At 53.1% G+C, this 15732-nt stretch carries 12 protein-coding genes; 9 read left to right on the forward strand and 3 right to left on the reverse strand.

The window, feature by feature from the left end; all coding sequences use genetic code 11:
* The 5 genes from AC27K1_RS11265 to AC27K1_RS11285 all read left to right on the forward strand — a co-directional run.
* Positions 1–1766 (forward strand): calcium-binding protein (locus tag AC27K1_RS11265; RefSeq protein ID WP_487150632.1); only part of this gene is annotated, 1766 nt, incomplete at its 5' end.
* 93 nt (positions 1767–1859) lie between these two features.
* Positions 1860–3704 (forward strand): GAF domain-containing protein, encoded by a 1845-nt coding sequence (locus AC27K1_RS11270; RefSeq protein WP_487150633.1) that lies wholly within the window; start codon positions 1860–1862, stop codon positions 3702–3704.
* Entirely contained in the window at positions 3704–5845 is a 2142-nt protein-coding gene (locus AC27K1_RS11275; protein ID WP_487150634.1) for an efflux RND transporter periplasmic adaptor subunit, read from the forward strand. The genes AC27K1_RS11270 and AC27K1_RS11275 overlap by 1 nt, the downstream gene beginning before the upstream one ends.
* Positions 5838–7823 (forward strand): preprotein translocase subunit SecA, encoded by a 1986-nt coding sequence (locus AC27K1_RS11280; protein WP_487150635.1) that lies wholly within the window; start codon positions 5838–5840, stop codon positions 7821–7823. The genes AC27K1_RS11275 and AC27K1_RS11280 overlap by 8 nt, the downstream gene beginning before the upstream one ends.
* An 11-nt stretch (positions 7824–7834) precedes the next feature.
* On the forward strand, positions 7835–8572 hold the full coding sequence (locus AC27K1_RS11285) for an efflux RND transporter periplasmic adaptor subunit (RefSeq protein ID WP_487150637.1): 738 nt from the start codon (positions 7835–7837) through the stop codon (positions 8570–8572).
* 8 nt (positions 8573–8580) lie between these two features.
* On the opposite strand, the gene AC27K1_RS11290 is transcribed toward AC27K1_RS11285, so the two are convergent.
* Positions 8581–9642 (reverse strand): methyltransferase, encoded by a 1062-nt coding sequence (locus tag AC27K1_RS11290; protein ID WP_487150638.1) that lies wholly within the window; start codon positions 9640–9642, stop codon positions 8581–8583.
* Positions 9639–10280, reverse strand: a complete 642-nt coding sequence (locus AC27K1_RS11295; RefSeq protein WP_487150639.1) for a GTPase — start codon at positions 10278–10280, stop codon at positions 9639–9641. The genes AC27K1_RS11290 and AC27K1_RS11295 overlap by 4 nt, the downstream gene beginning before the upstream one ends.
* A 187-nt stretch (positions 10281–10467) precedes the next feature.
* Between AC27K1_RS11295 and AC27K1_RS11300 the strand changes: the two genes are divergently transcribed.
* Positions 10468–11022: a YaeQ family protein gene (locus AC27K1_RS11300; RefSeq protein WP_487150641.1), complete on the forward strand. Its 555-nt coding sequence runs from the start codon at positions 10468–10470 to the stop codon at positions 11020–11022.
* Between the two features lie 91 nt (positions 11023–11113).
* Complete coding sequence (locus tag AC27K1_RS11305; RefSeq protein ID WP_487150642.1) at positions 11114–11887, forward strand: hypothetical protein; 774 nt, start codon at positions 11114–11116, stop codon at positions 11885–11887.
* A 63-nt stretch (positions 11888–11950) separates the two neighbouring features.
* Here the strand turns inward: AC27K1_RS11305 and AC27K1_RS11310 are convergent, their stop codons facing one another.
* Positions 11951–12583 carry a L,D-transpeptidase gene (locus AC27K1_RS11310; RefSeq protein ID WP_487150643.1) on the reverse strand — a complete coding sequence of 211 codons (633 nt, stop codon included), beginning with the start codon at positions 12581–12583 and terminating at the stop codon, positions 11951–11953.
* Positions 12584–12884: 301 nt separating this feature from the next.
* On the opposite strand from AC27K1_RS11310, the gene AC27K1_RS11315 reads away from it, so the two are divergent.
* Together AC27K1_RS11315 and AC27K1_RS11320 are read left to right on the forward strand one after the other, a co-directional pair.
* The gene (locus AC27K1_RS11315; protein ID WP_487150644.1) at positions 12885–13808 is read left to right on the forward strand and encodes a hypothetical protein; all 924 of its coding nucleotides are present in this window, start codon (positions 12885–12887) and stop codon (positions 13806–13808) included.
* A 378-nt stretch (positions 13809–14186) separates the two neighbouring features.
* Positions 14187–15635, forward strand: coding sequence for an NAD-dependent succinate-semialdehyde dehydrogenase (locus AC27K1_RS11320; RefSeq protein WP_487150645.1), 1449 nt, complete (start codon positions 14187–14189; stop codon positions 15633–15635).
* Positions 15636–15732 lie beyond the last annotated feature (97 nt).

Raw genomic sequence — 15732 nt, forward strand, 5'->3', positions numbered from 1 at the left:
ATGACATCGTAATCGGCGACAACGGTTCCGCCCTGTTTACCGACGGTCACTTGACCAAGCTGACCAGCACAGATCTGGATGACGAAACAGGCGGTGATGACATCCTGAACCTGGGTGACGGCTTCAACCGTGTCATTGGTGGTACTGGCGCAGACCAGATTACCGGTGGTGTCGGTATAGACCAGGTCATAGGCGACCATGGCGAGATGACTTGGGATGTCACGGATATTCTCCGGACAATGACCAGCAGTCTGCCATCACAGGGAATCGGTGACACGATCGATTTGTCAGACGGTGATAATACGGTCATTGCTGGCATGGGTGATGATGAAGTTAAGACCGGTGCTGGTGATGACCATATCCTTGGCGATAACGGTGTAGTCCGCTACGACAGCCAGGGCAATATCACTGAAGCGGAAACGACAGATTTTGCGTTTGGTGGTGAAGATACGATCATCGCTGGCGATGGCGACAATGTGGTATTGGCAGGCTTTGCCGGTGATACCGTCACTACAGGCGCCGGTAATGACAGTGTGATCGGGGATAACGGTAAAGTCACCTTCACAGAGGGCATCCGTACCCGGATCGAAACCCTTGATACGACGGAAGCTACCGGTGGTGAGGATACGATTAATGTTGGTGATGGCGATGACCAGGTCATAGCCGGTGTCGGCTCCGACACGATTGAAAACGACAGTGGTGAAACAGTCGTCATCGGCGATGACGGCTATATCGACAGTGATAGCGCAGGTCGATATGTTAAGGCGGCAACAGGTAGTACCGAACTGGGCGGCGATGACAAGGTAACAGGTGGTTCTGACCGTGACATCCTGTTTGGTGGTTTCGGCGATGATGAATTGTCGGGTAACAGTGGTAGTGACCTGGTCGGTGGTGATGGCACAAGGATCACGCGAACAGGGGAAGTCATCGTTCTCGACAGTATTGACCTGTTTACCGGTGGTGATGACCTGCTGAAAGGCGGCGAGGGTCTGGACACCATGATGGGTCACTTTGGCACTGATCAGTTTGAAGGTGATCTGTCTGAAGACATCATGGTGGGCGAATATGCCTGGATCACTTATGCCAGCGATGGCAAGGCCAGTAAAATCGTTGTCCTGGTGCGTGGTGACCTGGACCAGGTCATGCAGACGGGCAAGTCATTCTATTCCCAGCTGGTGGCAGTGAATACCCAGTCGTTCCTGGATTTAAGTCCGATGATGATGACAGGCTTTGTGTCCGGCAATGGCTTGACCCAGCCCAATACGTTCCTTGACAGCCTGGTTGCTCATACCTCTGACAACAACCGCTCCAGTTTCCGTCCTGCCGGCATTGATTTCGCGTTACCCACCGAGGCTCCGGCAGCGGGTGAGGACGACGATGAAGAAACGGTCGAAGAAGAAACCAATGAACAGAAGGCGCAGTGTGAGCCTGTCGTAACGGACGACGGTGATAATATCTCGTCCTGTACGGACGCTTCTGAGAAGGCGCCAGTTGCAGAGTCAATACAACCCGAAGGTGAACCGGTCGAAGCCAAGTCTGACGTAACCACTGATGCAGAGGCCGAATCACAGGAAAGCGTTGAAGAATCAGACGACGAACTGACCAGAATCGAAGCATCGGCAGCAGGCGCCGTGCTTCTGGGAGTGGCCGGTATGGCACGACGTCATGGTTCGGTTTCCGGTCGATTTAACATGGCCGCAGTCCGTGATCTGGAAAAACGGCAACGGTCGAAACGCTTTCAGCACTGGGATAACATGTCGCTTTAAGGTATGTTGTAGGCATTGGCGACAGGGCTGACGACGTCAGCCCTGTGTCTTCCCGGTGCTTTACAGGCAGCAGTCGCCTGATGGTGTCCGATAATGGAAACAATAAATAATAAACAGGCCGGGCAGACATCCGGGTCGAGATCAGGACAAAACCTCTCCGGTTTACAGGGTGAAGCCTTCTATTTGCAGTGGCTGACCCGCCAGTGTGAACAGATTGCCGGTATTCAGGCCGGACTCCTTGCTATCAAATCCCCAGAACATGGCATTTTTCAGCCCGTCGCTATCTGGCCCGGTGTCATGCCGGAAATTGAGGCGGTCTCTGAACTGATTGAGCAGGTCATTGAAGACCCGGCGCCGCTGGTTACCCGCTTAAACGACAGTGATTCAGAAATACCATTATTAGCAATGGCTCACCCGGTAATGGTGGGGACGGCGTTGGAAGGCGTGGCCGTCCTGGTGCTCGATGGTGGGCATGACAGTGTGATTCAGACCGCCATGCAGCAGTTGCAATGGGGTATCAGCTGGGTTGAGCTGTCACTGGTCAGGCACTCACTGGATACGAATCAGGATGAACAGCAGCGCCTGACAACAGCGGTTGATTTGTTGACCAAGGTACTGGCAGAACCCCACTTTGATGCTGCAGCCATGCGACTGGTGTCTGAGTTGTCGGTGGTCATGCAATGTGACCTGGTCAGCCTTGGTTTTGTGCGTGATGGTTCAGTGAAGGTCTGTCATTTATCCCACAGTGCCCAGTTTACCAAGCGTATGAACCTGGTTCGCAGTATTGAATCGGCCATGGACGAGGCTGTAGACCAGGGGCGTATGATTTCACTGCCTATGGAGAGCGCCGAAGGCCTCATTACGATTGCCCATGAGGCCCTGGCGAAGCAGCACCAGGGAGAATCGATTTTAACGGTGCCGCTCTACCATGATGGCCAGTGTGTCGGGGCAATTACGTTTCAGCGCGACGGTGACAGGCCGTTTTCAATCAATGAGGCGCAGTATTGCGAAAGCGCCACGGCGTTGGCTGCGACGGCGCTGGAAGAGAAACGTCTGAACGATCGGCCATTATGGCGAAAGGCGCTCGAATCAGGGAAAACGCAATTACGTCGTTTATTGGGCCCCGGTTATCTGGGGCGCAAGGTGACAGCCCTTGTTTCGCTTTCCTGTATCCTGTTTTTGACGTTTGCCACCGGCGACAATCGCCTTTCAACCGAAGCGGCACTGGCGACGGTCATGCAGCGTGTTGTGGTCGCGCCTTATGACGGGTATGTCCGTGACGCCACTGTGCGCGCCGGTGACGAGGTAGAGGAAGGCGAACTGCTGGTTGTCCTGGATGACCGGGATCTGCAGCTGGAAAAACTCCGCTGGAGCAGCCATCAGAACAAACTCTCCCGGCAATACCGGGAGGCGACGGCAGAGCATGATCGTGCCCGGGTCAACATCATTGCCGCCCAGCTGGACCAGGCCCGTGCCCAGCTCAACCTGGTAGAGAGCCAGATTGCGCGTTCCCGTCAGGAGGCCCCTTTCGATGGGCTGGTGATTAGCGGGGATCTGAGCCAGCGCCTCGGTGGACCGGTCAACAAGGGGGAAGTGCTTTTTGAAGTTTCACCGCTGGATGCTTACCGTGTTGATCTGAAAGTCCCGGAAAGCCGCATTGCTGATATTGCCCTGGGGCAGACGGGAACATTGCACCTTTCGGCTTTGCCTGGCGAACCCTATGCGTTTGTCGTAGACAAAATTACTCCCAAAACACTGTCTGAAGACGGCGCCACCTGGTTTATCGTTGAAGCCAGGTTGCAGGACGAAGCGGCACAGCTGCGCCCCGGTATGGAAGGCATTGGCAAGGTTTACCTGGGTGAAGACAAGCTGGTCACCATCTGGACCCGTGATTTGCTGGCATGGCTGCGGCTTAAACTCTGGATGTGGTGGGCCTGATGTCTGTCTCGCTGTTCAGCCAGTCCTGGTACCGCGTGGCGGACATGGTGGTGCGGTTGCGCCGTCATGCGGATGTGCACCGGCATATTTACCGCGGCCAGGTCTGGTTTGTCCTGCAGGATCATGCCACCGGACAGTTCCACCGTTTTACCCCGGAAGCCTGGCATATCATCGGTTTAATGGACGGTAGTCGTTCATTGCAGGCTATCTGGGAACAGGCGTGCCGACAGCTTGGTGACGCGATGCCATCGCAGGATGAGGTCATCGACCTGGTGTCACGGTTGTTCCGGGCCAACCTGCTCAACTCGGACAGTGTGCCGGATATTGACCTGCTCCATGAACGTTATCGCAGCATTGAACGCAAACGGCTGCTGCAAAAAGTCAAATCACCATTGGCTATCCGGATTCCACTGGTAGACCCTGAACAGTTTCTGGAGAAAACCCAGGGTTGGGTGCGACCGCTGATCAGTATCTGGGGAATGCTTCTCTGGTGTGCGGTGGTTGTGACGGGTTTGGTGCTGGCAGGCCTGCACTGGGACGCCCTGACCAACAACGTCAGTGACCGTATATTGTCACTGGAAAATGTTCTGCTGATTGCCCTGATTTATCCCTTTGTTAAAACCATCCATGAACTGGGGCATGCCTATACGGTCAAGCGCTGGGGGGGTGAGGTGCATGAAATCGGCATCATGCTGCTGGTGTTCTTTCCGGTGCCTTACGTGGATGCGACAGCAGCCTCGGCGTTCCACAGCAAATACCAGCGTATGCTGACCGGAGCGGCCGGCATCCTGGTGGAAGCGTTTATAGCGGCCGTCGCCATGATCGTCTGGACGCTGGTGGAGCCGGGCGCTGTCCGCGCCGTTGCGTTTAATACCATGCTGATTGCCGGTGTATCGACCCTGCTGTTCAACGGCAACCCGCTGCTGCGCTTTGATGCGTACTATGTCCTGTCGGACTGGCTGGAAATTCCTAACCTGGCGACACGTGGCAATCAGTATGTCGGCTACCTGGTGAAGCGGTATGTGCTCGGTGTTGATCGGCTGGAGTCGCCTGTCACCAGTCGCAGGGAAGGGGCGTGGCTGGCGGGTTATGTCACGGTGTCGTACATCTACCGACTGTTTATCATGGTGATGATCGCACTGTTCATTGCCAGCGAATATTTTGTGATCGGTACAATACTGGCTATCTGGTTGTTGTTTATGACAGTGGTGATGCCATTGGGAAAACTGCTGAAAAAAGCGGTCACGGACCGCGCCCTGGAAACACGCTCTGTACGGCTCTGGGGGATAACATCCTGCGTACTGGCAGGCATTGTTGTCCTGCTGGGTTTTATCCCCTTTCCCCATGCGACGCTGGCTGAAGGCGTCATGACCCCTTCGGAACAGTCACGGGTGCGTGCCCGCGTCAGCGGGTTTGTGGAAACGCTGGCGGTACAGCCAGCCAGCCGGGTTGAGGCCGGACAGCTGTTGATGCATCTGTCTGACCCTGAACTCGCGGCACAGGAACAGGTGCTGGAGGCCAATTTCCGTGAAGCCCGGGCGCAATACCAGGCCAGTGTCGCTGACCGGACGGTCGCTGACATCAACCGCGAAGTCGCCAGGTTCAGGCAGGAAGAACTGGCCAATAAACGTCAACAGATGGCAATGATGGCCATCAATAGTCCACAGGCGGGACAATTCTATCCACCGGATACCGGCACACTGGAAGGGCGCTACCTGGCCAGGGGGGACCTGCTGGGATATGTCATCAATTACGGTGATTTGCCGGTGACGGTGATGGTGTCGGAAGATGCGATAGAACTGGTACGAAATCAGACTCGTGAGGTGGAAGTCCGGTTTGTCTCGGATCGAAGCCACTCCTGGACGGCCAGTGTGCTGCGCATTGAACCGGCGGCTACCCGTCAGTTACCCAGTAATATCCTGACATTGGAGGGCGGTGGCCGTATTGCAGCCAATCCGGACAAAGAGCGTGGCATACAATCTTTCGGTCGCTATTTTGAGTTGGAGCTGGCGCTCGCAGAGGATGTTCAGGCGCGCCTGAACGAGCGGGTCTATGTGTTATTCCGGCATGATCCGGAACCACTGGCCTATCGCTGGTTCCGTGATATTCGGCGTGTCTTCCTGAGGCAGCTGGATGTCTAGGCGCCCAACGCGACGACCGGCCAGTACCTTGCTGCGACCGGAGCAAAAGGTCAAACCGGCTGGCATGCTGGAGCGCTTCTATCACGGGGCCAAAAGGCAGGGTAACCGGTTACTGCCCGGCAGAGCTTTCATTCATCGTCGTTTGCTTGGCGCGATCCATCGCCATTGTGAGTTTTTCAATGGCATGAGTGATTCAGAGCGGCAGGATGCGCGCAAGGTTCTGCAAACAGCACTGCATCGAGAGGGGCTGACGGATGCCCTGTTATCCGAAACGTTTGCACTGATTCGTGAAACTGCAGGCAGAACCCTGGGCATGTATCACTTTGATGCTCAACTGCTGGCCGGGTTGGCGTTAATCGAAGGTTGTGTGGCGGAGATGCAGACCGGTGAAGGTAAAACCCTCACCGCAACACTTCCCGCTGCCGCAGCCGCTCTCGCGGGTATTCCCGTGCATGTCATTACGGTAAATGACTACCTGGCCCGTCGGGATGCTGAGTTGATGCTGCCGGTTTATCAGGCGCTGGGGTTGAGTGTCGGATGCGTGGTTCAGGGGCTGTCACAGGAAGAGAAAAAACAGGCTTACGCATGCGACGTCGTTTATTGCACCAATAAGGATGTCGTATTTGATTATCTTCGGGATCAGTTGGTTCTGAAAGATAACCAAAGCCCTTTACATCTGCACGGTGAAAGGCTGACAGGAAAAGCGGGCATTGATGAATCACTGCTGCTGAGAGGTCTGCATTTTGCCATCGTTGATGAAGCCGACAGTGTTCTGCTGGATGAAGCCAGAAGCCCACTGGTGATATCGGGAGGAAAGGGCGCCAGCCCTGAACAGCAGAAGGTACTGTCCAGGGCCATGGAGCTGGCTTGCGATATGGTGGTTGACCAGGATTTTAAGCTGGATCAGAAGCAACGTTCGGTTCAGTTGACGCCAGAAGGTGAAACCTGGCTGAAGGAACAGACACGGCATGCCGGCAGCTACTGGTCAGGCAAAGTACGACGGGAAGATATTATTCACAAGGCGCTGACGGCTCGCTGTTTGCTGGAAAAGGATCACCATTACCTGGTGCGTGACGGCAAAATTCAGATCATTGATGAGCACACGGGGCGTATCATGGCGGACCGCAGCTGGGAGCAGGGCCTGCACCAGCTGGTGGAAATCAAGGAAGGTTGTGAATTGACGGCCGTCAGGGATACGCTGGCCCGCATGACGTATCAACGTTTTTTTCGACAATACCATCATCTTGCCGGTATGACGGGTACGGCCCATGAAGTGGCTGGTGAACTCTGGTCGGTGTACGGCCTGACCGTGATTCCCATACCTACCCATCGACCCAGTCGCCGTCGCTATTCTGCGCCGCGCTATTTTTCTACCCAGCATGAAAAATGGCGGGCAGTGCTCGACAGTATTCGCCGTATGCATGACCTTGGTCGTCCTGTTCTGGTGGGTGTTGCCAGTGTGGCGGTGGCAGAACAGTTAAGTGAATTATTGCGGCAGGAAGGCCTTGATCACCAGGTGCTGAGTGCGGTAAATGACCGTCAAGAAGCGGATATCGTTGCTCAGGCAGGATTGCCGGGGCAGGTAACGGTTGCCACACAAATGGCCGGTCGTGGGACAGATATCAAGTTGGCGCCTGTCGTCGAAGAGGCGGGTGGACTGCATGTGATCCTTACTGAATATCATGATGCATCCCGGATTGATCGGCAGCTGGCAGGCCGCTGTGCCCGCCAGGGTGATCCCGGCAGCTTTGAGGTACTGGTTTCTGGCGAAGACGGCTTGCTGGAAGGAAAAACGTTCATGGGGATGAGAAAGTTAGTGTCATCTGTGACGTTCTCTCCTCTATCTGAACGACTGGGGCTGGCCAGACTGAAATGGACCCAGAAACAGGTTGAGCGTCGGCATGCGTCGATACGCCGACACCTGTTCCAGTCAGATGAAAAACAGGATGAACGCTTGTCGTTCACAGGTTCGGGATAAGAGGTGTTACCGTGCTGACAAGAAGAATAATCAAAGCGTTATTGTTAATTCTGCCCATGCCCCTGGTGGCGACAGAGTTGGATGATACCCAGCTGAGCTGTCTGCTTGAGCCGAGTAGTGAAATTCAAATCAGCAGCCAGGTGTCCGGTATTGTCAGTCAGGTGAATGCCGAGCGGGGGGGGAACGTCAAAAAAGGGCAGTTGCTGATTGCCCTGGAAAGCGGTCTTGAAAAAGCCGCGCTGAACAGTGTCAAGGCGCGGGCAGAATTCTCCATACGTAAGCTGGAGCGCAACCAGGACCTGTTACGCAAAGGCCTGCTGTCGGAGTACGAGCGTGATGAGCTGCTGACGGATCGGGAGCTGGCGGATCTCGCCACCCGCGAGGCAGAAGAACGACTCAAACAACGCAAGATTTACAGCCCGATTGACGCCATTGTGGTTGAACGTCATGTGTCTATTGGCGAATACGTGGGATCTGAACCGGTACTCGAACTGGTCGCGCTGGACCCGCTCCATGCCGAGATTGTCCTGCGCTCGGATCACTATGGCACCCTTGAGCCGGGCATGCCGGTTGAGGTGCTTGTAGGACCAGAGGGCAAACCCTACCAGGGGACTGTCAAGATTGTGGATAAGGTTATTGATGCCGCCAGTGGCACCTATGGTGTCCGGGTTGAGGTGCCTAATCCGGGGGCTCGTTTACCTGCAGGACTAAAATGTCGCGCTGCGTTTAATGTGGCAAAAGCGGAGTGAGTGTGTACTTACTGTTTTGTGGCGGTAACCAGATAAAACGGGGTTTCCAGTTCAATGTGTTGAATGGTGATATCGGTGAACCCGTTGTTTTGCAGTTGAGCCACATAGTCGTCTGAGGTTCTGAAAGAACGAAAAAACAAAAACATGGGCAGCATGGAATAAGACAGACGCTGGTTGTTTATCTGGACAGGGCTTCGTTCAAAAATCAATACCGTTCCGCCGGGCTTGAGTGCAGTATAAGCCTGTTCCAGAAATCGTTGTGTCGCATCAGCAGGCCAGTCGTGCAGGATGGATTTGAAGGTAACGATATCCATATTGCCCGGTAATTGATCAGACAGCGCGTTGGCTTTAAAAAAACGGATACGGCGTGCTTCAGGGGTATCCGCCACATGTTGGATGCCTACCTCGCAGACCACGGGAAGATCAACAACTGTCGCCAGTAGTCGTGCATGCCGCCTGCAGAGTTGCCGGGAAAACTCACCGCTGTTCCCCCCAATATCCATTAACTGTCGGTATTGACTGAAATCGTGATGTGCCAGACAGGCTCCTGCTTCATAGCGGGTATATGTGGAGGTGAAGTGCATCCAGCGACGCGTGAGCGCCATATTCTCATCAGTCACTACAAAACAGCGGTGGTAACCAAATAATTCAAATAACTTCGACTGCTCCATGAACTGTTGCGGGTTTTGCAACAGTGTCGTGAACCCGCTCATGACATCCGGTGCAACAAGATTGCTGAATGCAATTTTGGTTTCCAGCAGATCGCGAAAGCGCAAGGCATTGCGAAATTGTGTTGTCAGTTGAATGCAGTCACTCTGTCGCTTGATCACCTGGTTGGCGGTGAGTAACGCCAGCAGGGTTTCTGTGCCCAGCCTGTCGCTGCGGAGGCAGTCGCAGGCTTGCGCAAGGTCTATTTGCTGATGGCTGCTGAGTAAGTCGATCAAGCCGGTTTCCAGTGCACTGTTCAGCGCCTGATGATCCATGAAGGTGGTCAGGTAGCGGTCAATTAGCAGGTAGTCGGTGTAATGATCACCTTTTGGCTTGGTGGGTTTGTCAGCAAGGTTTGTCATGGCTGGGTGGCTTCCTTCAATGTCTGTTTTTTTGCCCAGTCCTGAATAACAGTGAGCGCCTGCTGGCAAAGGGTCACCACATTGTTGTTTCCTTCAAGGGTGTAATCCGCATGGGGCCGAACTTTTGCGATTTGTTTTGTCAGCAGGTCATGAACACTGGCGGTGTAGTTGTCCAGGTACTCCTGCAGCCAATGGATATTGTCAGATGCGGCGGACGAACTGTCTGAACGTTGGAAATGTTCGGTGAATGCCCGGATATTTCTGGCCAGGGCAATATCCAGGGGAATATCGATCCACAGCATAAGATCAATATGCCGGGCGGAATCTGCATGGCAATAACCGAACGGCGTTTCAAACAGGATGAAATTTCGGGGCTTTATGGAGAAGGTTTGATCAGGTGGTGTAACGGCACATTTGCGTTTCAGACGGGACAGGTCTTCACTTAAACCCGGAATATCAAGCACGTTGTAATCTATATCGTTGTCCAACCATTGAATGATGGTTTCAACGGACTGTTCCGTGATGGTCTGATAATGGTCATAGTCAATAATGCTGGCATCCAGATGCATGGCGAGTGCACGGGTCAGTGTACTTTTGCCACAGCCCGGCGGCCCTGCAATGGCGATGATTGAGGCCATTACTGCTTATCCGTTATTGGTATTCTTACTGCAGAGTATATTCGTGACGGGGCAGCGTTGGCTATGTCGATCTTGATAATGCCCGCATCCCTGGTGAATGTTTTGAGATAGCAGGGTTTTTATCAACGTACCGGAACCAAAGAGCGTACAATATCGCGATGACGTTGATTTCAACTATGGATTTTTTATGGCACTGAAAGCCACTATTTTCAAAGCAACACTCAGCATTGCGGATCTTGATCGCAATTATTACCAGAATCATAACCTGACCATTGCCCGGCATCCTTCGGAAACGGATGAACGGATGATGATCAGGTTGCTGGCCTATGCGTGCCATGCCAGTGAATCACTGAGCTTTACCAAAGGGTTGAGTACGGATTCAGAGCCGGATCTATGGCAGAAGTCGCTCAGTGATGACGTTGAATTGTGGATTGATCTTGGCCAGCCGGATGAAAAACGTATTCGCAAGGCGTGTGGGCGGGCGATATCTGCCTGGATCTACAGCTATGGTGGGCGTACAGCGGATATCTGGTGGCAACAGATACGTAACAAGTTGACCCGGTTTGAGAACCTGACCGTTGTTAACCTGCCAGAGTCTGCGACTGACCAGCTGGCAGAAATGGCTGAAAGAACCATGCAGCTGCAGTGTATGATTCAGGATGGTGTTATCTCGATCAGCAACGACCGGCAGCATGTTACGATTGAGCCTCAACAGTGGCTGCTCAGTGGTGTGATGGCGTGAATTAAGACCTGTCAGGACGTGCGTAACGATCACTGTTGTGCTTCCATTATCGGTATGCGACGCAGGATAAACACAGGAATGTGAACCCATAATGTTTAAAGCCATCCGCGTTTTTCTCTTACTGATCGTTCTCTTTTTTATCGGGCTCAACACCTGGCAGACCATGATCCGGACGACAGACTGGAATGACCCATTATGGGTCACTATCTATCCCGTTAATGCTGCAGGCAATGACAAGGTTCAAGCGTATATTGATCGCTTGTCGGTCGATGATTTTGAAGGGCTGGAAACGTTTATGGCCGAGCAGGGGGCAGGTTATGGCCTGCCGCTTGATCAGCCTGTTGAGGTGAGTCTGGGCAGGCAACTGAATGAAAGGCCAGAAGATCCTCCGACGACCGGCAGCATGGTGGATGCTGTCACCTGGTCCCTGAAGTTTCGATACTGGGCATGGCGGATGAAGCAGACCAAGTCCGATGACATCGCCAATATACGACTATTTGTGCTTTATCATGATCCCGACACCATGCCTCGACTGGCACATTCCGCCGGTATGCAGAAAGGATTGATTGGTTTGATCAATGCTTATGGAGACTGGCGTTATAGGGGGAGTAACCAGGTCGTCATTGCCCATGAAATGCTGCATACCGTTGGCGCAACGGATAAATACGATTTCTCGAACGCTCAACCCATTCATCCCCATGGCTATGCCGAGCCGGATCGTACGCCATTATATCCCCAGCGTTACGCCGAGTTGATGGGAGGGCGTATTCCCAGGAGTGCGGATGAAAGCGCTATTCCGGAGAGCCTCGATAAGGTCAGGATCGGGCGGGAAACTGCGCGGGAAATAAACTGGTTATCGCAGTAATCTGATCATTTAGCGTAAGCAGACTGCCCGCAGTAAAAGGTATATGCAGGCAGGTATTCATTCTCAGTAGGGCAGTACAACTACTGTGCTGCCAAAATCAATAAACTCCTGATGTAACCATTTTGCCGCGTCCACCCTCACCCTGATACAGCCATGACTGGCCGGCCGGTTGGGCACATGATCGGAACCGTGGATGGCGTAACCCTGGTTGAAAAACATGCAATACGGCATTGGGGCGCCGCCTTCACCGATCGGGTAGGTGTTGGAATAACATTTTGAGGTTCCCTTGCGATAAACCTGAAATGCACCGTCTGGTGTACGACAATTGCTGTTGGTGTCGGTGCACCAGTCTTTACCGCCCGAAGCTCGCCCCATGCCGACCAGCTGACCGGTATTGTCATAGGCTGCCCAGACATTGATACGTGGGCTATAGATAAAAAGATCTTGCTGAATGGAAGGGATCTCGGGAGGAAAACTGAGGAAGATATCCTCCGTGAATTCCTGTTGTTCAAGATCAAGATATTGCACTGATGGATGGTTTGCTAACGATTGATACGCAGCAACGTCGTCACCGCAGGGTTTATCCTGTGCACAATAAAATTCAGGTTCGGTATCCAGCGCAAAAGACGACGAGATTGAAAAAACACAGCGCCATAGAATAACTACAGAAACCGTATACTGCTTACAGTTCAACATGACGACAACTTCCCTGTCAGTGAAACGCTATTACGGGTACTTCTTCTGTTTGAACGAACTGTCAACTCAGGATGGTTTCAGGACTTTGCAGTCTCAAAAAATGAAAAACAAAGGCCTTTTTTTTACTCCTGCATTTTGTGGACAGTACTAGAGTAAATATAGTCAAAACAGGGAGTTATCATGCGTTGTAACGGGTTTGATGGCTCTTTGCAGGAACTCTGAAAGGCGAATAACTTAACATGTGTCAACTATCGGATTAGACTGAATATAAACAGGGTGACATGGAAGGCAAAGGCCAATAATGCGTCACAATAAGACATGGAATGGATTATTACCTGTTGTTGGCGTCGTGACTCTTGTCGGGTTGTCCGGTTGTGCGAAAGAGAAGCTTGAGGTAGTGGAATCCGGGTTCAGCTGTTCAGGGGAAATTAATTCAAATGTCTGGAATTGTACCGGCACCGCCAAAATGGAGCGGGATGACCTGGAGCAGACGTTTGTCGTGATTGATGACCCGGTGCCTGCACAGGTAACGGTGTCAGCGGATATTCCTCCGGACGAAGCAGTGGTGCCTGACGAAGCACAGGCTTCTACGGAAGAGTCAATTGTAGCGGCGGAAGGTGCTGCTGTTGATGAACCGGTAGACGTTGCTGAACATACGCCAATTGATGATCAGTTACCTGGTGAGAGCCAAACATCCAGAGAAGAGCCGGAAGTGGTGGCAGAGGTTGAGCCGATCCCTCCGGAGCCTGAGTGGGTGCAAACGATTCCTGCTGAATCGGTAGCGACTCCGGACATTGATCAATCCTCTGTTACTCCTGCCTCACAGGGACAAACGATACCCGCTGAAGCCATCGTATTATCCGCTCCGGAAACCATGGTGGCGCCAGCGGCAAATAATCAGCCGACCTCTCCTGATTGTTCTCCAAACTACAGCGCGGACAAGTTTTACCTGCAGTTCTCGGCTTCACGTCGGACTGATGGTTTAAAAGTGCTTGCCGCCCGTTTGCAACCGGTGGAGACGGAGATCATTCAGACCCTGGTGAAAGGTGAGCTCTGGCAGGTGCTGGTCAGTAAAGGGTTCAGTACCCGTGAAGCGGCCGGATCCCTGGCCACGTTGCTGGAGCAGCAGGGCGTCAACAAGCCCTGGGTACGATCCGGTCATTCACTCTTGCAGGTAATGGCTGACCCATCGCTGACGTTGCCAGGTGCCTCGGGATGTCCGTAAGTATCGTGCGCTGATATACGACAAACATCAGAAGGTGTGCTTTTCAATGGTGAGTCTGGGCTTGTAACGGGGTATTCTGCGAGCGTGTTCCGGACCATCCTTGGTGGCGCATCCTTGCGCCGGGGTACATCCTTGTGATTTCAGGTTACTGATAACCGGTGATGGGAAAAACCGGAAAGTTCCCCTCCCTGTTGTAAGCCTTTTCCTACGACGCTGTGTTCTACTGCCCGGAATCCATCCGACCGATCTGGCGTTGCCATTGCAGTCAGGTGCAGCCTTGCGGTTAAATGGAGTTCGTTTGAAATATTTTACAGATTGGGTGGCTTGGATATCGTACTGCCAGATTTTCAGGTGATATAAGAATTATGCGGGTGTTTCATGCAACTGAATGATCAGAATCTTTTACGTTCACAGGCTTATATTGATGGCGTCTGGGTCAGCAGCCAGAAGACTCTGCCTGTGACCAATCCTGCCAATGGTGAGCTACTGGTTCATGTTCCTGATCTCGGCGAGACAGAGACCGATGCCGCTATTCAGGCTGCAGCGAGTGCACAGACATTATGGAAGCAACAGACCGCCAAAGCCCGTGGAACCATTCTTCGTCGCTGGTATGAGTTGATCATTGAACACCAGGAAGACCTGGCCCTGCTGATGACCAGTGAGCAGGGCAAACCGCTGACTGAATCGCGGGGGGAAGTGCTTTATGGGGCCTCATTTGTTGAGTGGTTTGCGGAGGAGGGCAAGCGAGCCTATGGCGATGTGGTACCCGAGCACCTGCCGGGACGTAAAGTGCTGGTTACTCGCGAGCCCGTAGGTGTAGTGGCAGCTATCACTCCCTGGAATTTCCCGATTGCCATGATTACCCGAAAAGCCGCGCCGGCCTTGGCGGCAGGTTGTTCAATCGTGATCAAACCCGCTGAAGCAACACCCCTGTGTGCCCTGGCGCTGGCAGAGCTGGGAGATCGTGCCGGTATACCCGCCGGTGTTTTGAATGTTGTGACAACGGCACGACCGGCTGAAGTCGGGCAAGCCATGTGTGCCAGCCCTATTGTAAGAAAGCTGTCGTTCACAGGGTCGACAGCTATCGGCAAGCTATTGATGAAGCAGTGTGTGGACACCGTGAAAAAAGTATCCATGGAACTGGGAGGCAATGCGCCATTTATTGTGTTCGAGGATGCCGATATTGATCGTGCGGTAGAAGGGCTGATGGCGTCCAAATTCCGTAATTCCGGACAAACCTGTGTGTGTACCAATCGTGTCTTTGTCCATGACTGTATTTATGACGTATTTGTCGAAAAGCTGGCGGGACAGGTCGAACAGCTCAAAGTCGCACCCGGTGTGACTGATGGAAGCCAGCAGGGACCACTGATTAATGAGGCCGCCGTAGAAAAAGTGGAGCAGCATGTTGCCGATGCGGTGGAAAAAGGGGGACGGTTGCTGGTGGGCGGTCAGCGCCACAGTTTGGGGGGAACCTTTTATGAGCCCACCGTTATTGCTGACGCCAATACGAAAATGATGTGTTTCCGGGAAGAAATTTTCGGGCCGGTCGCACCGGTGTTCCGATTCAGTAATGAAGAAGATGTTATTGCTATGGCAAATAACACCGAATACGGCTTGGCAGCCTATTTCTATGCCCGTGACCTGGGCAGGGTATTCAGGGTGGCTGAAGCGCTGGAATATGGCATGGTCGCTGTCAATGAAGGCATTCTGTCTACGGAGGTGGCCCCTTTTGGTGGCTATAAGGAATCCGGCATAGGTCGGGAAGGTTCGAAATACGGCCTTGATGAATACCTGGAAATCAAATACACCCTGTTGGGTGGTTTGTAATTACCACATTCACGATTCAATGTTTTCGTTTGCGCAATGGCGCGGTGTAACGTCGCTCCATTGCTATTCATAATGCGCGGGTCATAATGTCTCAGCC

The sequence above is a fragment of the Kistimonas ophiarachnellae genome (assembly GCF_057552235.1).